This is a genomic window from Steroidobacter denitrificans (assembly GCF_001579945.1).
In the GTDB taxonomy this organism is placed as follows: Bacteria; Pseudomonadota; Gammaproteobacteria; order Steroidobacterales; family Steroidobacteraceae; genus Steroidobacter; species Steroidobacter denitrificans.
Window position 1 is genome coordinate 2,612,690 of record NZ_CP011971.1, and the last position, 22,315, is coordinate 2,635,004.

General features: G+C 60.3%; 15 protein-coding genes and 1 pseudogene. 10 read left to right on the forward strand and 6 right to left on the reverse strand.

Going from position 1 to position 22,315, the window contains the following annotated elements:
- Positions 1–224: 224 nt before the first annotated feature.
- The gene (locus ACG33_RS11815) at positions 225–1,484 is read right to left on the reverse strand and encodes a CaiB/BaiF CoA transferase family protein (protein WP_066921440.1); all 1,260 of its coding nucleotides are present in this window, start codon (positions 1,482–1,484) and stop codon (positions 225–227) included.
- Positions 1,485–2,042: 558 nt separating this feature from the next.
- Between ACG33_RS11815 and ACG33_RS11820 the strand changes: the two genes are divergently transcribed.
- From ACG33_RS11820 to ACG33_RS11830, 3 genes are all read left to right on the forward strand, one after another.
- Complete coding sequence (locus tag ACG33_RS11820; protein WP_066921442.1) at positions 2,043–3,218, forward strand: acyl-CoA dehydrogenase family protein; 1,176 nt, start codon at positions 2,043–2,045, stop codon at positions 3,216–3,218.
- A gap of 9 nt (positions 3,219–3,227) precedes the next feature.
- Complete coding sequence (locus ACG33_RS11825) at positions 3,228–4,379, forward strand: acyl-CoA dehydrogenase family protein (protein ID WP_066921444.1); 1,152 nt, start codon at positions 3,228–3,230, stop codon at positions 4,377–4,379.
- A 133-nt stretch (positions 4,380–4,512) separates the two neighbouring features.
- Positions 4,513–5,274: a glucose 1-dehydrogenase gene (locus ACG33_RS11830; protein ID WP_066921446.1), complete on the forward strand. Its 762-nt coding sequence runs from the start codon at positions 4,513–4,515 to the stop codon at positions 5,272–5,274.
- 16 nt (positions 5,275–5,290) lie between these two features.
- Here ACG33_RS11830 and ACG33_RS16365 read toward each other — a convergent pair whose 3' ends face one another.
- The 3 genes and pseudogenes from ACG33_RS16365 to ACG33_RS11845 all read right to left on the reverse strand — a co-directional run bounded on the left by ACG33_RS16365 (position 5,291) and on the right by ACG33_RS11845 (position 7,088).
- Positions 5,291–5,671, reverse strand: coding sequence for a hypothetical protein (locus ACG33_RS16365; protein ID WP_066921448.1), 381 nt, complete (start codon positions 5,669–5,671; stop codon positions 5,291–5,293).
- Positions 5,672–5,772: 101 nt separating this feature from the next.
- Positions 5,773–6,006 (reverse strand): annotated as a pseudogene (locus ACG33_RS17095) (antitoxin); the annotation flags it as partial.
- Positions 6,006–7,088, reverse strand: coding sequence for a type IV toxin-antitoxin system AbiEi family antitoxin (locus ACG33_RS11845; RefSeq protein ID WP_237392618.1), 1,083 nt, complete (start codon positions 7,086–7,088; stop codon positions 6,006–6,008). The pseudogene ACG33_RS17095 and the gene ACG33_RS11845, both read right to left, overlap by 1 nt.
- A gap of 232 nt (positions 7,089–7,320) precedes the next feature.
- Here ACG33_RS11845 and mutS point away from each other — a divergent pair, with 232 nt between their 5' ends.
- The 7 genes from mutS to ACG33_RS11880 all read left to right on the forward strand — a co-directional run bounded on the left by mutS (position 7,321) and on the right by ACG33_RS11880 (position 18,291).
- On the forward strand, positions 7,321–9,849 hold the full coding sequence (mutS, locus tag ACG33_RS11850) for a DNA mismatch repair protein MutS (RefSeq protein ID WP_066923329.1): 2,529 nt from the start codon (positions 7,321–7,323) through the stop codon (positions 9,847–9,849).
- 205 nt (positions 9,850–10,054) lie between these two features.
- The gene (gene nosZ / locus ACG33_RS11855; RefSeq protein WP_083536833.1) at positions 10,055–11,977 is read left to right on the forward strand and encodes a TAT-dependent nitrous-oxide reductase; all 1,923 of its coding nucleotides are present in this window, start codon (positions 10,055–10,057) and stop codon (positions 11,975–11,977) included.
- 61 nt (positions 11,978–12,038) lie between these two features.
- On the forward strand, positions 12,039–14,696 hold the full coding sequence (locus tag ACG33_RS11860) for a 4Fe-4S binding protein (protein WP_066921454.1): 2,658 nt from the start codon (positions 12,039–12,041) through the stop codon (positions 14,694–14,696).
- 86 nt (positions 14,697–14,782) lie between these two features.
- Entirely contained in the window at positions 14,783–16,042 is a 1,260-nt protein-coding gene (locus ACG33_RS11865; protein ID WP_066923332.1) for a nitrous oxide reductase family maturation protein NosD, read from the forward strand.
- Positions 16,023–16,949: an ABC transporter ATP-binding protein gene (locus ACG33_RS11870; protein ID WP_066921456.1), complete on the forward strand. Its 927-nt coding sequence runs from the start codon at positions 16,023–16,025 to the stop codon at positions 16,947–16,949. The genes ACG33_RS11865 and ACG33_RS11870 overlap by 20 nt, the downstream gene beginning before the upstream one ends.
- Before the next feature lie 5 nt (positions 16,950–16,954).
- A complete protein-coding gene (locus tag ACG33_RS11875) occupies positions 16,955–17,770 on the forward strand; it encodes an ABC transporter permease (protein WP_066923335.1) in 816 nt (271 codons plus the stop codon).
- On the forward strand, positions 17,767–18,291 hold the full coding sequence (locus ACG33_RS11880; RefSeq protein ID WP_066921458.1) for a nitrous oxide reductase accessory protein NosL: 525 nt from the start codon (positions 17,767–17,769) through the stop codon (positions 18,289–18,291). Before ACG33_RS11875 ends, ACG33_RS11880 begins: the two co-directional genes overlap by 4 nt.
- A gap of 22 nt (positions 18,292–18,313) precedes the next feature.
- Here ACG33_RS11880 and ACG33_RS11885 read toward each other — a convergent pair whose 3' ends face one another.
- Together ACG33_RS11885 and ACG33_RS11890 are read right to left on the reverse strand one after the other, a co-directional pair.
- Positions 18,314–19,762, reverse strand: a complete 1,449-nt coding sequence (locus tag ACG33_RS11885; protein ID WP_083536838.1) for an MmgE/PrpD family protein — start codon at positions 19,760–19,762, stop codon at positions 18,314–18,316.
- Between the two features lie 32 nt (positions 19,763–19,794).
- Positions 19,795–22,308: a TonB-dependent receptor domain-containing protein gene (locus tag ACG33_RS11890; RefSeq protein WP_210399051.1), complete on the reverse strand. Its 2,514-nt coding sequence runs from the start codon at positions 22,306–22,308 to the stop codon at positions 19,795–19,797.
- Between the last annotated feature and the right edge of the window lie 7 nt (positions 22,309–22,315).

Sequence of the window (22,315 nt, forward strand, 5' to 3'; positions counted from 1 at the left end):
ACATCGATATCAGTATCTGCATCTGCCTCTAACCCCTATGTCGCATCCGGATGCAGTTCCGTTCGGATTTCGAATCATTCACGCCATGCGTACATCTTCATGAACAACATACTACATCATGAACGGCTATGGAATGACGCGTCAAGGCGGGCTACCCGCTGTACACCTGTCGTATCGATGCCGGCGGTACCGCGGGCCAGGATCCGGGAATAGTCCAGGATCGACTATGTCTTGGACTCCTGTTGCATACCTCGTGCTGCCTTGAGGCGCAGTATCTCGGAGCGATCGGCAGCAAACCCTTCGGCAATCATGGCATCGACCTCCGCCGTGCTGTAGCCGGCCTCGGTCAACACCTCGCGTGTATGCTCGCCTTGCATGGGCGGGTGTCTCTTCACCAAGGCTGGGGTGCCCGAGAAGTGAATCGGAACGCCCGTGACCTCGACATGACCGAGCTCCGGATGCGGCAGGGAAACGATCATATTGTTATGCAGTATCTGCGGATCCTTGACTATATCGTCCAAATCGTTGACCGGCGCCGTCAAGACATCGGCGGCGACCAGCCTATCGATCAATTCGTCACGGTCGATCTGACGGGTGCGCTCGCTCATGAGCCGGTCCAACTCGTCATGGTTGGCGCGTCGCAGCGCAACATCGAGAAAACGTGGATCTTTGTCCCAATCGGCCTCCAGCGCCCTGCAGATCTTGGGAAAGAACTTCTGGCTCGGCGAGGTGATGATCACCTCCTTGCCATCGCGTGTCGGGTATATTCCGGACGGTGCGAAGACATTGCTGCGGTTGCCGGTGCGAGGCATCCGCTCGCCGGTGCCGAGGAACGAGCCGACGAAACCCGCCTGGGCATGCATCATGGCGTCGAGCAGCGATACGTTGACGCATTGACCCTGACCGGTGGTATTGCGCACATGCAGGGCCGCAAGTGCCGCGTTGGCCGCCAGGAGCGAAGTCATTACGTCCACGACGGTAACGCCCATTCGCACCGGCCCCCCCGAAGGCTCGCCGTTGAAGCGAATGGCGCCGGCGTAACCCTGCGCCAGGAAATCCACGCCGGGCCGCCCGGCATACGGACCATCCGCGCCGAACGCGGTGACGCCGACCCAGATGATGTCGGGTTTGTGCGCTCTGACCTGCTCGTAATTGATACCAAAGCGGGTCAACCCCGGCTCGCGTACATTTGTGATGAGAATGTCGGCCGTCGCAGCCAGGCGACCGAAAACCTCCTGCGCCTGCGGTCTGCGTAGATCCAGCACGATACCTCGCTTGCTGCGATTGACGGAGAGGTACGGACCGGACTCGCCGCCTCGCTGCATACCGAAATGACGGCCTTCGTCACCATGATGAGACTCGATCTTGATGACTTCGGCACCCATGTCGCCCAGCAGCGTGGCAGCGTAAGGCCCCGCCAGCATGACGCCTACATCGAGCACCCGCAGGCCGGCGAGTGGGCTGGTGGAATTCTCTTGCATCATCGCTCCTCTTGCTCCGCATCTGCGGGCATAACGGCATATTCACCGTCACACATAATTCTGAACGGCATTCGTAAAACTATGTGCAAGCACCGGACAATGTCAAGAAGACAGGGCGCCACACATAGGTAGGTACCGGACGAACAACATGACGCGCCGCACACAAGTGCAGGAAATACCGCGTCACAAAAGCCGATAACAAGCCGGCTGCGCTCCATATGCGATATCCGCCGCTGCGAACAGCCGCGACGCGGCGGCGTCGTTCGACCGGCCGATGTCTTGACAATTCATCCGCTCGGCGTAAAGTGAACGTCGTTCAATTATAAGTTTTTAGCATCATGTGCCTGCGATTGAGCCCAAGGATTGGCCTGGAACGCGGAAACGGCACCGCCGGAGCGGCTGCGGCCGATTGCAATGGCGCGTCCGAGTCCTCTGTGGTTTGCCATGAGCATGCGCGGCGAATGTGCACCCGGTGAATAGCGCCCGGGCCTTTACCGTGGCCGCGAGAGCGGATCTGCGCGGCGCGAGGAACTACACGTCGAGAGTCAAGAGGACCAACTCATGGATTTTGATCTGAGTCCACAGGAACAGAAGTATCAGGAACAGGTCAGGGAGTTCATCCGGGCCAACATCACGCCCGAGGTACGCTGGAGCCTTAGCTACGCAGGGTTGGTCGATACTCCTGAGCGAAATGCCTTCATCGACAAACTGGTCGAGAAAGGTTGGCTGAAATTCGGCTTTCCCAGCGAATACGGGGGTGACGGCATTGCCAATCCGATGGCGAAATTCATCCTCAACATGGAACTGATGCTGGCCAACTGCCCAATCGTCGGTAAAAGCCTCGGGCAGATCTGCGGCGCCCTGATGCTCTACGGGAGCGAAGAACTCAAGCGCGAATTCATCGGGCGTACGCTGTGCAACGAAATCCAGTGGGCGCTGGCCTACAGCGAGCCAGGTGCCGGTTCCGATCTGGCGAATCTGCGTTGCAGCGCAGTGGCGGATGGCGAGGATTTCATCATCAATGGTGAAAAGCGCTGGATCACTTCAGCTCACTTCGCCGACTATTTCTGGCTGGCGGTACGCACCGATTCCAGCGGCCGCAAGCAGGAGGGAATCAGTCTGTTCATCGTAGATACGGACTCTCCCGGTGTCACCATCGAGCCCATTCGCATGGTGTTCAAGGGGCATCGCACCAATACCGTACGCTTCGATAACGTACGGGTGCCGCGCGCGCGCCTGGTGGGTGAATTGAATCAGGGTTGGAAGGAAATCGCGAATGCGCTCAACCTGGAACGATTCCTGATGGCTGCTTCCTTTCCGGCGGTGGGCCGCTATCGGATGCTGACAGAGTGGGCACGCACCGCAAAGGTCGACGGTAAAAGTCTTCTCGATGATCCTGTCGCACGGCACAAGCTAGCCAGAGTAGACGTTCTGATCGAAATGGCGCGACTCCTCGAAATTCGCTGCATCGCCCGTTATACGGCAAATCCCGCTGCAATACCGGGTGCGGAAGCCATGATGAATAAAGCCATGGCGGCCATCGCCTATGCCGAACTGATCGATACGACGCTGGATTTGATGGGCCCGGACGGCTATGTGCTGGATGAAGACGCACCCATGAGCGGCGAAATACCGTCCTGCTATCTGGAGAGCGGCCACATGAAAGTCGCCGCGGCAGGACTGGACGTGGCCAGAAATATGATTGCAAAGCAGCATCTACGCCTGCCGAGCAGCTAAGGGAGCAGCATGAATATCGATCTGACGCCTGAACAGGAGGAACTCAAGTCGGCGGTACGCCGGTTCCTGGAGAGGGAGTGTTCGCTCCAGGTCGTGGCAGCGCTCGAAAAAGATCCGCTCGGCTATTCTCCCGAGCTCTGGACTGAAATGGCCAGTATGGGCATGACGGCAATGCCGCTGCCCGAAGCCTACGGAGGCAGCGGGCTGGGCATGGCCGAGATCGTAACGCTGGCTCGGGAGATCGGCCGCGTTATGCTCCCTAGTCCCTATATCCCAACGGTAATGCTTGCAGGGGGCATTCTGGTTGCGCTCGGCAACGACGAACAGAAGCGGCGCTACCTGCCCCGCATCGCCCGGGGCGAAGCTGTCCTGAGCTTTGCACTGCAGGAGGCAGGCGGAGGCTTCGGTACAAATGGTATCGCGGCTTCCGCCCGCGCCGCGAAGGGAGGCGGATTCATACTGAACGGCCAGAAGCGGTTCGTCGAGTTTGCACCCGCCGCCGAGCGCATCATCGTAGCGGCACGATCCGGCGATGCGGATTCGGCAGGAAACGACGGATTGATACTATGTTCGGTCGACCCGGAAGATTCCCGCGTCACCCTGAAACCCATCCGGACCCTGGCGCGCGATCGTCAGTGCCATATCGAGTTTGACGATGTAACAGTCGCCAAGGAGGACGTGATTGGCACACCGGGACAAATATGGACCAGCTTGAACGGCGTCATCCAACGTGCCGTCGTCGCGTTCTCCGCCTGCATGCTGGGCGCATCGGAGCGCGCACAGGAACTCGGCAAGGACTATGCTTGCCAGCGTATCCAGTTCGGCAAGCCGATAGCGGCCTTCCAGGCCATCCAGCACCACCTGGCACAGATGGTGATCGAGAACACCGCTGTGGAGACCATGATCTACTATGCAGCCTGGAATCTCGACAAAGGCAACCCTGCGCAAGCCGAGGTTGCCCGCGCCAAGCTCGCCGCAGGCAATGCAGTCAGATTCACCACATCGAAGTCCGCGGAAATCTATGGCGGCATGGGTTTCGTCGACGAGGTCGATATTGCCTACTATTTGCGGCGCGGCAAGCAGTGGCAGCTGCAAATGGGCGATCCGCGCTACTGGGAGGAGGCTTTGATCCATGCGCTGTACGCTCTGCCGGCAGCATGAGCCGCCCCGAGCGGGATCCTCGAACGCTTCCGGCTGAAGGAAAGACTCGATCTTCCAAAGGGCATCGCAATCAGATGCTCACGCACGTCAGTCGAATCCGCCACGCCGGTCCATCGACGACACTGAGGCGAACATGAAAAACATGCTGAAAGATAAAGTCGTTCTGGTGACGGGTGGCGCATCCGGTATCGGAGCAGTGGCGGCGAACGCCTTTGCACGCGAAGGTGCCGCTGTCGTTCTTGCGGATATACAGCTCGAGGCTGGTGCCAAGATTGCCGAGTCGATTTGCGATGCAGGCGGGAAAGCCCTCTTCGTGAAAGCCGATGTGACCCTTGAAGCTGACGTAAAAGACATGGTGACGACGACCGTGAAAACCTTTGGACGTCTGGACTGCGCTTTCAATAACGCCGGGGTCGAAAGCACACCCGGCGACACTGTTCAGTGCACCAACGAGAACTGGGACCGTACGATCAATATCAATCTTCGCGGTATCTGGTGGTGTATGAAGTATGAAATTCCCGAAATGATCAAAACCGGCGGCGGCGCCATCGTGAACTCATCCTCGATTGCAGGAATGATCGCCTTTCCAGGCCTTCCCGCCTACGTGGCGAGCAAACATGGGGTCATCGGGCTGAGCAAGAACGCGGCGCTCGAATTTGCAACCCAGAATATCCGTGTCAATGCGCTATGCCCGGGCGTGATTCATACGGCGATGATCGACCGGCTCACCCACGGTGAGGAACAGGCTGAGCGCGCAATGGCCGAAGGCGCACCCATGGGACGCATGGGCACTCCGGAAGAGATTGCACGAACGGCGCTCTGGCTCTGTTCGGACGAATCGTCATTTGTGACGGGCCATGCCCTGGTTGCCGACGGCGGCTGGGTCGCGAGGTAAGCGCAAGGGCGGCAGACTACGGGGTATCCAGGTGACCAGTCTTCGTAGAATACGCAACGGATATCCCCCGATCCGCTTCGTACGCTTCACGGGATCGGCGCTGACCGAAGGCGTCCAACGCCACCGCATCGAGGGCGTTGAGGTGGCGATTACCGAGCCGCGCTTCCTCGCCAGCCACACCTCGGAAATCCACGATCACATCGTCAAGTGGTTCGCCAAAGTTGCGCTGCTGGAAGGCTACGCGCGAAACCGTACGGCCCTCCATGCCAGGCGCATAGGCTTCGCCCAGCAGAGCCGCCAAATAGAAACCGCCGACACCGCCTTCAAAAGTAAAGCCGGCACCTCCGGCAAGCTCGGAAGATTGAGTCCCGGACGCATTTCTGTTCTGCGTGGTCATTGCGCTTGCCGCTAAAGAATTCGCATCAACAGTCTTCCCCGCTCTATCCAATTCGTGCGAGGAGCTGTTCGATCACGTCGCTGACCTCGCGCTGGCGCAACGCTCTCCGTGTCGGCGAGGATCTGGAGATCGATCACGATGTCAACATCCATCGTGCCGGCGTGCGCCGGCACAGAGGGCGGCCGCGCCTTCACCAGATACCGCGGGGTGAGTCCGCCGACCAAGTAGACCGACTCCTTCCAAGGCCCTAGTCCACGCAACAAAGTCACAAGCACACGTTCGCAGTCCCGCGTATATTGATCGGTGTAGCCGTCGAATGTCGCGGGCTTGGCCATCAGAAACCGATCCTCTCGCGACGCAGGTGTTCGGCCATCTCCTTGGCACGACCTTCACCGCGCAATAGGTCGAGATAGACTTGAATCGGGCTCGCCAGCCAGACTCCGCCCACTTGCTGGCGGAACAACAGTTCTCCCGCGGACTTCACCTCGATGACGGCGAGGTTTGACCCTTCGCTGACGACACGCGCATCCAGTTCGGCTATCGCCACATCGGCGTCGGCATTCGGCAGGAGCCGGGTGCGCACTTGCGAGATACCGGACAAGAACGGTGCATAGCGCTGCGCGGCGGCTTCGTAGCTCACAGCGTAGCCAACCTGATGCGCGTCGAGGACCTGACCGAGCCGTTCGATCAGTGCATCGGATTTCAAGCCAGGCACGTAGTAACGACGCAGCGCCGGCGCACGCAAAGCCGCAAGCTGCTTGGCCCAGGCATCGAGTAGCGCGCCGGGCTCACGCAAGTGACGCTCCTTACTTGGTCCCTGCCCGCGCGACACCAGCCAGTCGAACCTATCCAATTGGCTCAACACATCGGAAGCGGTGGACGGCGCCACTTGGGCCTGTTCGGCCACCTCAGTGACACCAAACCAGTCCTGGTGGCGGACCAAGAGTGCGTGCACCACCTGTGCACGTCGCCCCGAGAACAGCGACCGCACTGATTTTTCCAAGGTCTTCGGAGGCGGTTTGTCGATGTAGACGTAGGCACCGGAGGCAGGCAGAAACAGGCTCCCGCCACTGTCGTAGTAACCGACGCGTTCGTTCCTGAGCAGTTCCTTCGCACCAGGTGACAAGGATTCGGCGATAAGCAGGGGCTGCTCGTCGGCATGCGGCGGCTGACGTAGCACCTTGAACTGCCATAGCACTTGGCGAACGTCTCGGGGGTAGACGGCTTTCTTCGCCTCGACCAGCAGGATGATCGACTTGCCAGCGACGTTCAGATGAATCTTGGCGTCGAGACGGTCACCTGCGGCCGTGGCGATTTCCACACCATTTGATTCGACATGCACATCCGGCAATTCCTGGACGGAGACCAAGAACTGGTCAATCAAAGCCTGTTCGGTCGCGGCCGACTCGGTCATCATTGAGGCTATTCTCTGAACAGCGAATAACGCCACTATATCGAATATTCGGCGTAATTGCTAAATTCACTGTTCAGCGAATTTGATAGAATCTCCACCGGACCCGCGCGTACCGGGGCAATATTTCGAGAATTACCCCAAATTTACCCCAACAGCGAAACCGGATATCAAGTAACCTACTGATTCAAAAGTGAAAGATCAAGATACAAGCGCACACGCCGGGCACACTCCCGTGATGCAGCAATATTTGCGCATCAAGGCGCAGCATCCCGATGCCCTGCTGTTCTACCGGATGGGTGATTTCTACGAGCTGTTCTTCGAGGATGCGCGCCGGGCGGCGCGGTTGCTGGACATCACTCTGACGGCCCGTGGCCAGTCGGGCGGGCAGCCCATTCCCATGGCCGGCGTGCCCCATCACAGTGCCGAGAACTATCTGGCGCGGCTGGTGCGGCGCGGAGAGTCGGTGGCGATCTGCGAGCAGATCGGCGATCCCGGCAAGGCCAAGGGACCGGTGGAACGCCAGGTGGTGCGTATCGTGACGCCTGGCACGGTGACGGACGACGCCTTCCTGGAGGAACGCCGCGACACGCTCATTGCCGCACTATGCCGTGAAGCCGACGATTTCGGACTGGCCTGGCTGGAGCTGGCCAGCGGCCGCTTCTGTGTACTGGAGGCTGCCGGGGATGAAGCCCTGGCCAGTGAAATCGAACGATTGCGGCCGGCCGAACTGCTGGTGCCCGAACAGACAAAACCGCTTGCCACGAATACCTTCGTTCGCGAACGTCCGGTCTGGCATTTCGACCTGGAGTCCGCCACTCGCCTGTTGTGCGAGCAGTTCGGTACGCATGATCTGTCGGGCTTCGGCTGTGAGCAGCGCAGGATGGCGGTACGCGCCGCCGGCTGCCTGCTGCAATATGTGCGCGATACCCAGAAAGGCGCGCTGCCCCACCTGCGCGGCCTGCGCACCGAGGAACGCAGCGACGCGGTACTGCTGGACGCGGCCACCCGGCGCAATCTCGAGCTCGACGTCAGCATGTCCGACCGGCCGGAGAGCACCGTCGCCGCGGTCCTGGATCATACGGCGACCGCCATGGGCGGGCGTGAACTACGCCGCTGGTTGCACCGTCCATTGCGTGATCGCCGGCCCATCGAGTTGCGCCTGCAGGCCATCGGTGCCTTGATCGAACTCGCCCAGCACGCAGCGCTGCATGAATTGCTGCGTCATGTGGGTGACATCGAACGTGGCCTGGCACGCGTCGCCCTGAAAAGTGCCCGGCCACGCGATCTGGCGCAATTGCGTGATGCCCTGGCGCTTTTGCCGACATTGCAAGACCTGCTGGCGCCCATCGATTCCCCGCTGTTGCGGCAACTGGGTCGGCAAGCGGGTACTCATCCGGAAATTCAAGCACTGCTGACCCGCGCCATCGTCGCATCGCCACCCGCCCTGCTGCGCGACGGCGGCGTGATCGCTGCCGGCTACGACAGCGAGTTCGACGACCTGAAGCGCATCAGCGAACACAGCGATCAATATCTGCTCGACCTGGAGGCGCGCGAGCGCGAACGCACGGGCATCGCCACGTTGCGGCTGGGTTACAACCGGGTGCAGGGCTATTTCATCGAGGTCAACCGCAGCCTCGCCGACCGCGTGCCGGCGGACTACCATCGCCGCCAGACCGTCAAGAACGCCGAGCGTTACATCACGCCGGAACTCAAACAATTCGAAGACAAGGTACTGGGAGCGCGCGACCGGGCGCTGGCACGAGAAAAGCAGCTGTACGATGAACTCCTCGACCATCTGATCGAACGGCTCGCCGGCCTGCAATCCACCGCGGCGGCGCTCGCCTCGCTCGATGTGCTGGCCAATCTGGCGGAGCGCGCCGTCACCTTGCGCTATGCCGCTCCCGAACTTTGCGACGAACCCGTCATCCAGATCAATGAAGGACGCCATCCGGTCGTCGAACGCTTCATCGAGCAACCCTTCGTTCCCAACGACCTGAACCTGCACGACCGGCGCCGCATGCTGGTCATCACCGGACCGAACATGGGCGGCAAGTCGACATTCATGCGCCAGACGGCCCTGATCGTCGTACTGGCGCGTATCGGCAGTTTCGTACCGGCAACCGCCGCCCGCATCGGCCCGGTGGATCGCGTATTCACTCGCATCGGCGCCTCCGACGATCTGGCCGGCGGACGCTCCACATTCATGCTGGAGATGACCGAGGCCGCCAACATTCTGAACAACGCGACCACCCACAGCCTGGTGCTCATGGACGAGATCGGCCGCGGCACCAGCACCTACGACGGCCTGTCCCTTGCCTGGGCATGCGCCAACCATATCGCCAAGCACATCCACGCCTTCACCTTGTTTGCCACGCATTACTTCGAGCTGACGGCGCTGGCGGACGATCTAGATGCCTGCGCCAATGTGCATCTGGATGCCACCGAGCATGGCGATAAACTGATCTTTCTGCACACGGTCAAGGAAGGCCCGGCGAACCAAAGCTATGGACTGCAGGTCGCAGCGCTGGCCGGCGTGCCGCCCAAGGTCATCACGGCGGCACGATGTTATCTTCACGAGCTCGAGCGGCGCTCGGCCGCCGCGCATGAGCCGCGGCCGCAACAGGAACTGGCACTCGAATTCGCCGAGCCCGAACCGCCGCCCCATCCCGCCGTAAGCGCACTGGAACAATTCGATCCGGATGCCATGACGCCACGCGAAGCACTGGAGGCAATATACAAGCTCAAGGCGCTGACCCCGGCTTGACCTGACCTGCGGGCCAGCTTCAACCTGACCTGTAAATCGGCTTCACCCTGATCGGCAGGCCGGCTCCCGCGGCTGGTACGGAACTCTCCTGGTGGATTCCCGAATCATTCGTATCGCAATGTCATAAGACACTTAGACATATGATCGTTCGGTGTTCCTACGATTCACCGGCCTGAAAAGATCGTCTTTCACTGGAAATCATGACGTGACCAAAACCAAAGAACCCACTGAAAACACCGCACTGGATGATGCGGGACGCAGAAATTTCCTGAATACCGCCGCATTCGCCGGCTTGGCCGGCGCGTCGCTGGGGCTTGCCGGCTGCCAGCCCGATGGTGAAGGCGGCGCGACTTCCACGGGCGGAAGCATCGATTACGGCAAGTACCAGGTCCATCCCGGCCAGCTGGATGAGTACTACGCATTCTCCAGCGGCGGTCATTCGGGCGAAGTACGCATTTATGTGCTGCCCTCCGGCCGTCTGCTGAAGCGCATCCCGGTCTTCAATATCGATTGCATGACGGGTTGGGGAATCACCAACGAGTCCAAGAAAATACTCGGCACCCATCCCGACGGCACCCTGAAGTATTGGACCGGCGATACGCATCATGTGCATCCGTCCTACACCGACGGCACCTACGACGGCCGTTACCTGTTCGTGAACGACAAGATCCATGGCCGCATTGCGCGCGTACGCCTGGATACGATGGAATGCGACAAGATCACCGAGCTGCCGAACATTCAAGGCTTCCACGGTATCTTTCCCGACAAGTGCGATCCGCTCGACAGCGCCGTCAACTACACCACGCGGGTATTTTGCGGCAGTGAATTTCACACCCCGCTACCCAACGACGGCCGCGATCTGGACGATCCCACACGCTATTCCTGCGTGTTCACCTGCGTCGATGCCGAGACCCTGGAGCCGCGCTGGCAATGTCAGGTCGACGGCAACATGGATCTGGTCGCCACGTCCTATGACGGCAAGCTGGTCTGCTCGAACCAGTACAACACCGAAGGCGGTGCGGTGTTCGCCGACATGATGTTGCGGGAACGCGATGCCTGCGTATTCCTGAATGTCGCGCGCATCGAAGCGGCGGTAAAGGCAGGTAAAACCTTCACGATCGGCGACTCGAAAGTCCCGGTGGTCGACGGAACGCAAGCGGCGAACGCCGATCCGGCGACGGCGCTGACTTGCTATGTACCGGTGCCGAAAAATCCGCACGGCGTGAACATCAGTCCTGACGGCAGGTACTACGCCTGTTCCGGCAAGCTGTCGCCGACGGCCACACTGATCGCCCATGATCGCGTACTGCAATGGTTCGAGGGCCGCCTGCAGGATCCGCGCGAGGCCGTGGTCGCCGAGCCGGAGATCGGTCTGGGCCCGCTGCACAGTGCATTCGACAACCGCGGTTTCTGCTACACCACTTTGTTTCTGGATAGCCAGATCGTCAAATGGAATATCGAGGCGGCGATCAAAGCCTATCAGGGCGACTCGTCGGCGCAGGTGGTCGTCGATCGTCTCGATGTGCATTACCAGCCCGGACATGGTTTCACCTCGATGGGCGAGACCCGTGAAGCAGACGGCAAATACTTCATCTCCGACAATAAATTCGCCAAGGATCGCTTCCTGCCGGTCGGGCCGCTGCATCCGGAGAATTCGCAGTTGATCGATATCAGCGGCGACAAAATGAAGCTGGTGCACGACACTCCGGTATGGTCGGAACCCCATGATTCGATCGTGGTCCGCCGCGACATCATCAAGACCCGGCAGATCTACAACATGGACGATTTTCCGCACGCGGTAAAATCGCCCCTGGACTGCCGCGTCGAACGCAACGGCCGCAAAGTCACCGTGTATCTGACTTCGCAGGCACCGACCTTCGGCTTGACGGAATTCAAGGTAAAGCGCGGCGATGAGGTCACGATCATCCTCACCAATCACGACAAGGTAGAGGATCTGACCCACGGCTTCGCAATTCCGAAGCACAACATCAATTTCATCGTCAACCCGCAGGAAACCAAGTCCGTGGCCTTCATCGCCGACAAGCCGGGGGTGTACTGGTGCTACTGCACGCACTTCTGTCACGCGCTGCATCTGGAAATGCGTTCGCGTATGCTGGTCGAAGCATAAGCGTTCGCTGGAGATAGCTGCATCGGGGGAGCCGCCGCAAGGCGGTTCCCTCTCATGAATTATGTGTTCAAGTCCGCGCCGCTGGCGCACGATCATCGCAACCCTGCTCCTGATCATATTCGCGAACCCGGTTTTCGCCGATCAAGGGTACGAAGCGCCGCTGCCGCCGCAACTCAGCAGCGATCCGGACATGTGCGCCTACGCGCCCTGCACGGATGTCATGCCGAAGGCACGGCGGTTCTCGCTGCGCAAGGGTCATCCGGCCTATGTCGAGGCATATCGTGGCGAGCCTCGCCGCCTGCAGGACCATCGCGAACAGAGTGAACGGGATGTCGATGCAAGGCATGCCGGACGCGACGATGACCTCCTCGGGTACGTCTTCCTATCCACCGACATGATGGACATTCCCGGATACTCCGGTAAACCCATCGTCACCCTGATCGGCATGGATACCGCCGGCATCATCACCGGCGTGAAGGTACTGCGCCACTCCGAGCCCATTCTGTTGCTCGGTATTCCGGAATCGCAGCTCGATGCCTTCATTCGCCAATATGTCGGCAAGTCGGTCGGCCGGAAGATCGAAGTCGGACGCAGCCGCGCCGACGTGCTGGGCGTCGATGCCATCACCGGTGCGACCGTGACCGTGATTGCCGAGCACCAGGTCATACTAGGATCGGCACGCGCGGTCGCCAAACAGGTCGGTATCATCGAGCCGGATGTACGGCCAGCAGTCGAATTCACCTCCGTCGCCAAGCTGCCTGCCGACCGTCCCGATTGGGCCGACCTGATAAAACAGGGCAGCGTGCGCCGCTTGATGGTGCGACCGCAGGAGGTCGGTCAGCCGCCGTCACGACAGCGCTATATAGATATGTATTTCGGCTATCTCAACGCCCCGGCGATCGGCATATCGGTACTGGGCGACAGCGGTTACCGGCGCCTCATGGCGGACCTTGGACCGAATGAGCATGCCATTTTCGTCGTTGCCGACGGCATGGAGTCGTTCAAGGGTTCAGGCTTTGTGCGCGGCGGTATTTTCGACCGCATCCAGGTGATACAAGGCAGCGACAGCTTCACATTCCGCGATCAGGATTACTTGAATCTCTATGACCTGCATACGCCGGGCGCGCCGCAGTTTCGCGAATCGGGGATTTTCCTTCTCCGCAGCAGCGCCTTCTCGCCGGCATATCCCTGGAGCCTGGTTTTCCTGGCCAACAGGATCGACACGGGCACCGGCGCACGCACCTTCCTCAGTTTCGAACAGGAATACTGGCTGCCCGGCCGGTACATTGTCGGTGGTCGGCCCGACTACAAGGCGCCGGCACCGATGTGGATGAAGATCTGGCGCGATCGCGCGCTGGAGATCGCCATTTTCGTCATCGTGCTCGCCGCCGCCGGTGTTCTTTATGCCTTGCGCGATCGACTGGTACGGCGCTCCACGCGCAACAACAAGCGCTGGGTATCGTGGCCGAAGTATGCGCTATGGACCATCAGTATCGGGTTTTTCGGCTTCTATCTCATGGCGCAACCGTCGATCACGCAGGTGTTGACCTGGTTCAACGCCATCCTGTTCGAATGGCGCTGGAGCCTGTTTCTCAGCGATCCGTTCATTTTCCTGTTCTGGTGTTTCATCATTCTTACCGTGTTCTTCTGGGGACGCGGCATGTTCTGCGGCTGGCTATGCCCGTACGGCGCACTGAGCGAAGGCGTCTTTCGCATCGCCGGTGCGCTCGGCCTGCAGCGCTTCCAGTTCAAGCTACCGCAGCGGCTGCATGACCGGCTGAAATGGATCAAGTACCTGGTATTCGCCGGCCTGCTCGTCGTGTCGTTCTACTCGATCGGCATGGCGGAAAAACTCGCCGAGATCGAGCCGTTCAAGACCACCTTTCTGGTCGGGGTATGGAATCGCTCCTGGCCGTTTGTCGTTTTCTGGGCCGTATTGCTCATCCTGGCGCTGTTCATCGAGCGGCCGTTCTGCAAGTACCTTTGCCCGCTCGGCGCCGGCCTTGCCGTACCCTCGACATTTCGCTGGTGGGCCCTCAAGCGCAAACCGGAATGCACCACCTGTCACGCCTGTGCGGCCGGCTGCGATTCGCTGGCGATCGATACTCGAGGCCGCATCGATCCGCGCGAATGCCTGTTGTGCCTGGACTGCATGGTCATGTACTACGACGACCATGCCTGCCCGCCGCTGGCGAAGGAACGTAAGCAGCGCACCAAGGCCGGTATTGCACTCACGCCCATCGGTGCCGACGGCTATTACATTCCCATTCATCCTCTCACCACTACGCCCCTGCGGCCGGTCGAAGCGAAGCTCGGTCCACTGGCATGGCTGCGCCGCGAACTGGTCGATCACCTGTTCCCCTGGAATCGGCAATTCCTCACCTATCCGCTGGCGCTGCGCGCGGCAGGCATCGCCTTGGCCATACTGGTGACCTGGGCATGGCTGCTGGGCGCCACCGGCCGTCTGGGTCCAGGGCTCGTCCTGGGGTGGTGGTTCGCCTGGAGCGTGTATGAATTGATCGTGCGTATGCGATGCAAACCCTGGGTCAAGGAAGGCCCCTGGTGGGGACACACCATGCGGCCGGCAACCTGGGCCGACATGGCGGCATACGTTTCGATGAAGAATCTATTGATCGGTGCGGCGTTGTTCCTGTTGATGCGCGGAACCGGCGTGCTCGATTTCCTGCACGATCTCGTGGAGCTGCAATGGCTCTACTGAAAAACCCGGCAAGACGCTGCGGATCGCTCATCCGGTCCGATTCCCGTATAAAAAATCCGGCCTACCACGATTGCTTACGGTTGCTTATTTTTTTCATTGCTTTATTGGGCACGCTGCAACTGACCACGGCGGCGGCCCGTGCGGCGGAACTAGCGGTACAGCCCGGCGAATCGATCGGCGCCGCCATAGCAGGGGCGCAGCCGCATGACGTGATCCTCGTGGCTCGTGGTCACTATAAGGAGCGTCTGTTGATCGACAAGCCGCTGACGCTGCGCGGCGTGGATCGGCCCACGCTCGATAGCGCGCTGCAGGGCGACACGATTCGTGTGGCGGCAGCGGATGTGACCATCGAAAATTTCATCATCACCGACAGCGGCGATGATCTGACGCAGCAGAATGCGGGCATCTATATACAGTCCGGCGCCGACCGGGTGACGGTGCAACATTGTGACATCGCCTACAGCCTGTTCGGTGTGTGGGTGGAATCGGTCAAGGATGTACGCATCATCGGCAATCTCATCACCGGCAAGCGCGACTACCCCTCCGCGCAGCGCGGCAACGGCATCCAACTGTTCAACACCACCGGGGCGCAAATCATCGGCAATCGCATCAGCTTCGTGCGTGACGGCATCTATGTCGATGTGTCGCATCATGCTGTATTCCGCGGCAATCGCATTCATGATACGCGCTACGGCACTCATTATATGAACTCCTATTACAATCTCTGGGAGGACAACGATGTGTACCGCAACCGCGGCGGGCTGGCACTGATGGAGATACGCAACCAGGTCGTTCGCAACAACCGTGCCTGGGGCAACAGCGACCACGGCATCATGCTGCGAACCATCCAGGATTCCGTCATCGAGAACAACATCGTCGCCGGCAATCAGCGTGGCCTATTCATTTACGATGCCGAATACAACATCCTGCGCGGCAACCTGGTGGTGGCCAACGATGTCGGCGTGCACCTGTGGGCCGGATCCATCAATAACCAGGTGGAAGACAACGATTTCATCCGCAATCGCCAGCAGATCCGTTATATCGCGACGCGCGACGAACAATGGGGCGCCGAACAAGGAAACTACTGGAGCAACTATGTCGGCTGGGACCGGGACGGCGACGGCAGAGGCGATGTACCCTACGAAGCGAACGATCTCGTGGATCGGCTCGTATGGCGGCTGCCTGCGGTCAAATTGTTATTGAACAGCCCGGCGCTGCAGACGCTGCGCCTGGCGTCGCAACAGTTTCCCCTGCTGCGTGCACCGAGCATCATCGATCAGCAGCCACGAATGCGACCGGCTCATCCCGATTGGAGCTCATGGACCGATGGCCGGCCCGGTCATTGAAGTACGCGGCGCAGTCAAGCGCTTCGGCACCATCGTCGCAGTCGACGGCATCGACCTCGACATCGAAGCCGGCGAGGTGCTCGGGCTGATCGGCCGCAACGGCGCCGGCAAGAGTACCTTGTTCAAGATGATGCTGGGCCTGATACCGCCCACGGCAGGAGAAATCCGCATCGACGGCTGCCGGGTCCAGGATGCGGCTTTCCGCGAGGTGCGCCGCCGTCTGGGCTATCTGCCGGAGAATATGGCGCTGTACGACAACCTGACCGGACTGGAGACACTGCGCTTCATCGCCGCACTGAAGGACGCACCGCGTGGCGAGTGCGGCGCGCTTCTCGAACGGGTCGGTCTTGCGCATGCCGCCGACCGGCGGGTGAAAACTTATTCGAAAGGGATGCGCCAGCGGCTTGGATTTGCACAGGCGCTGCTTGGCCGGCCGCTGCTGCTGTTTCTCGACGAGCCGACCAACGGATTGGATCCGGAAGGTATCCGCGAGTTCTATCAACTGGTGCGCGAGCAGCGCGATCGGGGCGCCACCATTGTTCTGACCTCGCATATCCTTGCCGAGATCCAGCAGCGCGTCGATCGCCTGGCGATCCTGAACGGCGGCAAGCTGCAGGCGCTGGGCACATTATCTTCACTGCGCGAGACCATGCAGTTGCCGCTATGGTTCGAACTGCGCCTGGCGCCGACGGCACACCAGGCGCTGACTCTCGCTCTGGCGCATATCGACGGCGTTACCATCGACCTGCAGGACGAACAGGCATCGATACGCTGTGCACGCACTGACAGGATGAGGATATTGGCGGCGTTGTCCGGCCTCGGCGAGCAACTCACCGATCTGGTCATCCACGAGCCGTCGCTCGAAGACGTGTTCCTGGGCCACAGCGATACCAGGGATGCTTCATGAGTACGATCCAATACCGGGCGATCGGGGTGCTTGCCTATAAGGAGTTTCGCGACTGCATCCGCAACCGCTGGGTGCTGGCGGTGACGTTGATTTTCGCCGCCTTTGCCTTGGCGATCACTTATTTCGGGGCTGCTCAACAAGGTACGGTGGGTTTTCGCGGCATCGAGGCCACCATCGCCAGCCTGGTAAGCCTGGTAATCTATCTTGTGCCCTTGATTGCGCTGATTCTCGGTTTCGATGCCATCGTCGGCGAGCGCGAACGCGGCTCGCTCGACCTGCTTCTGTCCATGCCGGTAACGCGCGTGGAACTGCTGCTGGGCAAGTTTCTCGGCCTGGCGGCCGCACTGGCCGGGGCGACTCTCATCGGCTTCGGCGCGGCAGGCGCGCTGCTCATGTTTTCCGCACCGGCGGGCTCCTGGCACCACTACCTCGGATTCATGTTTAGCGCGGTATTGCTGGGCCTGGCCTTCCTGAGCCTGTCGATGCTGGTATCCGTACTTGCCGCGGATCGAGGGCGAGCAAGCGCCACGGCTATCGTGGTCTGGTTTTTTTTCGTGCTGGTCTATGATCTGCTGTTGCTCGGCCTTCTGGTGGCCACGGGGGGACGCTTCGGTGCCGATGCGCTGCCCTACCTGCTGTTGCTGAATCCGGCCGATGTGTTCCGTATCCTCAATATTTTCGGCATGGACGAAGTGCGAACATGGTACGGACTTACCCAGGTCTTTCCGCAAGGATGGGCGAGCCCGCTGCCGCTGGTGGCGGTCATGCTTGGCTGGATCATCATCCCACTGGCGCTGGCCTCATGGAGATTCAGAAAATGACACTGCATCATGCTCGTCACGCTCTTCTTGTGCTCATACTCGCCGTCAGCAGCCTGCTGGCGGCCTGCGGCAATGGATCCCAGGCCGACAGAGGTCCCGTGACGATCACCGCCGATTCCTATTGCAGCCTGGATGGCATGGCGCTTGCGGACTATCCGGGACCGAAGGCGCAGATTCATTATGCGCAGGGCGAACCGGACCTGTTCTGCGACACCGTGGAAATGTTCTCCATCTACCTGCAGCCTGAACGGCAGCGTCCGATCGTCGCCATGTATGTACACGACATGGCTCGCAACGACTGGGATCATCCCACCGGCGACTGGATCGACGCCCGTACGGCCTACTACGTGGCCGGATCCAGGCGGCGCGGCTCGATGGGACCGACATTTGCGTCCTTCGCACGGCAGTCGGATGCTGCCGCCTTTGCCGCGCGGGAAGGCGGCAAGGTGCTCGCCTTCGATGAAATCACGCCCGAGCAGGTGATACTCGATGGCGGAGTGCTCAAGGATCGCGCCATGTAGCGCCATCCGGGTTGCCTGTCGCTCAGGGTATCGCCAGCTCGCGCGCGACATCCTCTATGCGCTCGAGGCCGCGAATCTGTTCCACCAGAGCGTCGATGCGAGAGTCCGGCAGGAGATGCGAACAGAAGTTCCGGAACTTCCCCCGCACACTGTCCCAGGTGGCATGCGTCGCCTCGGTCCAAGGATCCCCATCCGCATATTCGGACTCGCAAGTGAACTCCTGACCCTTCGCCCACACCTTCATCGATGCAGGCGTCTTGCGAAAGCGGCGAATGCGGGTCTCGCGAAAAGCGTGCAGCACGTCGTCACGGGCCGACTCATCCTCCGTAGTCACGATTCGCGAGGCCAGGTTCCATACTTCCGGGTCGGCGAGATTCTCTGGGGCGTACCATTGCGGTCCCGGCGTGCGTCCGAGCGCGGCGAGCGCCATTACGTACGGGATATTGAAAGCGCCGTTCAGCGGCGCGCGATGATCGGCGGCGATCGAGCGCGGCGGTTCACGAAAAATGCGCAACGCATAGCCCATCGGATGCATGCGAATCTCGATACGCTCGATGTCCTTCGCCGCAAGCTTTTCCTTGTGCATGAGGCGCCGTAGCATATCGATCGGGCCGGCCGTATAGCGACAGGAGGGGTAATACTTGATGCAGGTCTCGAGGATCCACCACTTCTGCCCGAGTTCCTCCACCATCAACTCGTGATCGGTACTGAGGCTTCCCTGGGCGCGGATGAACCCTTCCCCGTCCAGACATTCCTGATCACCGACATAACCGCGTTCGGCCAGCGCCAAAGCCATCATCCCACCCAGTGCCGCCCCGGGATAGTTCGCATACTTGAAGGACAGATGATCGAGACGCGTCGTCACCTTGCTGACGACCGGCGTCGGTGCCGTCCAGGCGGCCAGACCGAACATGTTGCGTAACTGCTCGCGCGAAAGCACGCCACGCACGGCCGCGGCGCTTGCCGCCGTGCCGAAGGCGGCAAAGCCCATACCGTTCACGCCAGCCCATTGAAAAGAGCCATCGGCTGCTTCGCCCAGCACGACCGACGCCAGATTGAGCCGTGCATTGATATCGAAACCGACCGCCATGCCAAGGATCAGATCCCTGCCTGATCGCCCGAGCCGCTGCGCCTCGGCGAGCGCGCCGGCGACGTTGAAGGCGGCAAAATGGCTGGAGGTGAAGAAGGTGTCGTCGGCGTCCAGCAGATTCATGATCTCGGCATTGGCCATCGCTGCATGCGCAGCAGGCACACGCTCCGACATGCCGAAAATACTCGCTTCCGCCGGACCGCCAAGGCCGCGTACGACATCGTGCATCATGCGCGAGCGTTCGAGACCGCCCGCGGCAATCCCGCAGATGAGGGTGTCGAGAATCACGAGCTTCGTGTAATCCACAACCTCTGGCGGCAGACTTGAATAACTCGTGCTGCCTACGAAGTCCGCCAACCGTGAAGTCACTCTATCCGTCATATGGCAATCCTACGTTCAATATTCGCCTATGCTCAGTATTCGAAGTTCAGTTCGATCCCGTAACTTCGCGGTTCACCGAACAGCCCCACAGGCAGCCCGGCATCCCCGTGGAACAGGTAATATTCTTCATCGGTTAAGTTCTTGCCAAAGACCGACAGTCGCCATCGGCCGCCGCTGAGCGGAATCTCCGTGAGCATCAGGCGCGCATCCAGCAGACCGTAAGAGCCGATGACATAGCGGGCATCCGCCGCTGCCACGTTCTTTTTGGTCTGGTAAAAATATTCGACCGAGGCGGTCAACCTGCCGATCGGCGTGGCCGGAAATTCATACTGAAGACTACCCGTCACCGTATGCTCCGGCGCCTCGACGAAGCTGTAGCGGCTGGTGATGTCGGCACCGAAAGGATCCAGGATTTCGTCGTAACCGGCATCCAGCCACGCGTAACTCAGGCCGGCCGTCAGCTCGTTTGTCGGCCGCGCGACCATGTCAAGTTCGAGCCCCTGAATCGTCGCCTTGCCGGCGTTGAACACGTCGGTGAGTCGGAAATTATTCGGATCGACCTGCACAGTGACCTGGTTGTCCTGGTAGTCCGAATAGAAGCCGGCGACATTGACTCGCAGCCGATTGTCGAACCAACTCGACTTCATCCCCAACTCGAAGGCATCGAGTGTTTCTTCGCCGAAACCTTCATTGAAGCGCGCGATCGTGCTTGCGCGCACATTGAAGCCGCCGGTCTTGTAGCCCCGGGCGTAGCGGGCGTACAGATTTACGTCATCTGTCACGTCATAGCCGATGACGAAGCCGGGACTCACATTCGAGCCGCTCCTATCGCCGCTGCCTGGAGGATAGACGATAGGAGTACCGCCTCCTGGAATCTCACTCTGCACGAGCGTCGCCTTTCGTTGATCGCGGGACCAGCGAACGCTCGGTGTCATGTACAGCTTTTGCAGAGAGGCAGGACGGTAGGTTGCCTGACCGTACGCGGCGTACGCCTTGTTGTCTGCTGTTACCGTGCGCGCGGTAGTGGGATACATCGGGATACCGAATACGGCCTGATCGAAGGAATCGGCGCTTTCGTCCAGGTAATAGACGCCAAGCACATACTGCAAACGGTCATTCATCGCCTCGCCGATCGCCTGCAATTCCTGGCTGAACTGCTCCTGGGACTGGATGAAATCGTTAGTGATGAATGCGAATGGACCCAGGACACCGCTCAAATAGTGCTGGGTATTGATTGCGTCCAGTTCCCTGTAGCCGGTGATCGATTTGAGAGTCAATCCTTCGACGGGCTGAAAGCTGGCGGTGATATTGTGACCCTGCACAGTCGCCTTGTTGCGCGGCAGGTTGCGTTCGGCGGGCGAACCCTGCGACGGCCGCACCGGATCTGCCGGATAAAGGTTGGGGGTATAAGCAAGAAACCCCGGGGTATCCGCGATCTCCGAGCGATCGTAGGTGTAGCGGATATCGACGGCGTCACTCGGTACCCAGCGTGCGCCTGCGCGATACGCGTCGCGTCGCTGATCGCCATAGCGACTCGCACCGGTGCCGAGATTCTTGACGAAACCGTTCTTTTCCGAATGCGTGTAGGCGAATTCCATCGCAAGTTCGTCGCCGACGGGAATGTTCAGACGGGTACGCGTGCGGATTTGATCGTAGTTGCCGAAGGCGACGCTTTGCCTGGCGCTGAAGGCGCCGAGTTCCGGGGCGCGAGTAATGTAGTTGATAGCGCCACCGGTGGCATTGCGCCCATAGAGCGAACCCTGCGGTCCGCGCAGCACTTCGATCCGTTGCAGATCGGCGACTTCGGCCGAAAGGCCCTGGCTGCGACCGATATACACCCCATCGATATAGATGGCGACGCTCGGATCCTGTGTAAACTGATCGTCCAGATTACCGACGCCACGGATGAATACTTGCGCCGTGGTGGCACTATTGGGATGAGGCACGATCTGCAGGTTCGGCACTTCCGCGCGCAGGCCATCGATGCCGTTGATGCCTTTCGCCTCGAGCATATCCGCAGTCAGCGCCACGATCGAAATCGGCGTATCTTGCAGCGACTCCTCGCGCTTCTGTGCAGTGACGATGATCTCTTCGAGCTGCGCATGGGACGCAGCTGCCGGCTGCGCCGCCGCGGGTGCCGGCAAGCTCTGTGGCGCTTGTGCCGGTGTCTGTACCTGTGCCAGGATCACCACCGACGAGGCACCGGTCATGGTGTACTCCAGTCCGGAAGCTGCCAGCAACTGATGCAGCGCCTCTTCGGGAGTGTAGCTACCGCTGAGACCGTCGGTTCTGGCACCACCTATGTCGCCGGACGATGCCACCAACTGCATGCCGGCTTGTTCGGCAAACGCCACCAGTCCGGTCGCCAGCTCCTGCGGACGGATGTCGAACACGGTCTTGGCCGTCGCCGGCACCTGCGCCTGTACCGATGCTGGCAGAGCATCGGCAGCTATACCGATCATGGCAAGCCAGAGAAAGCCGGCCAGGCGTCGGCGGGGAAATGATCCAGCCAGAGTTCGAAATTCGCTGCTGCAGAAATTAGGCATGGAACAC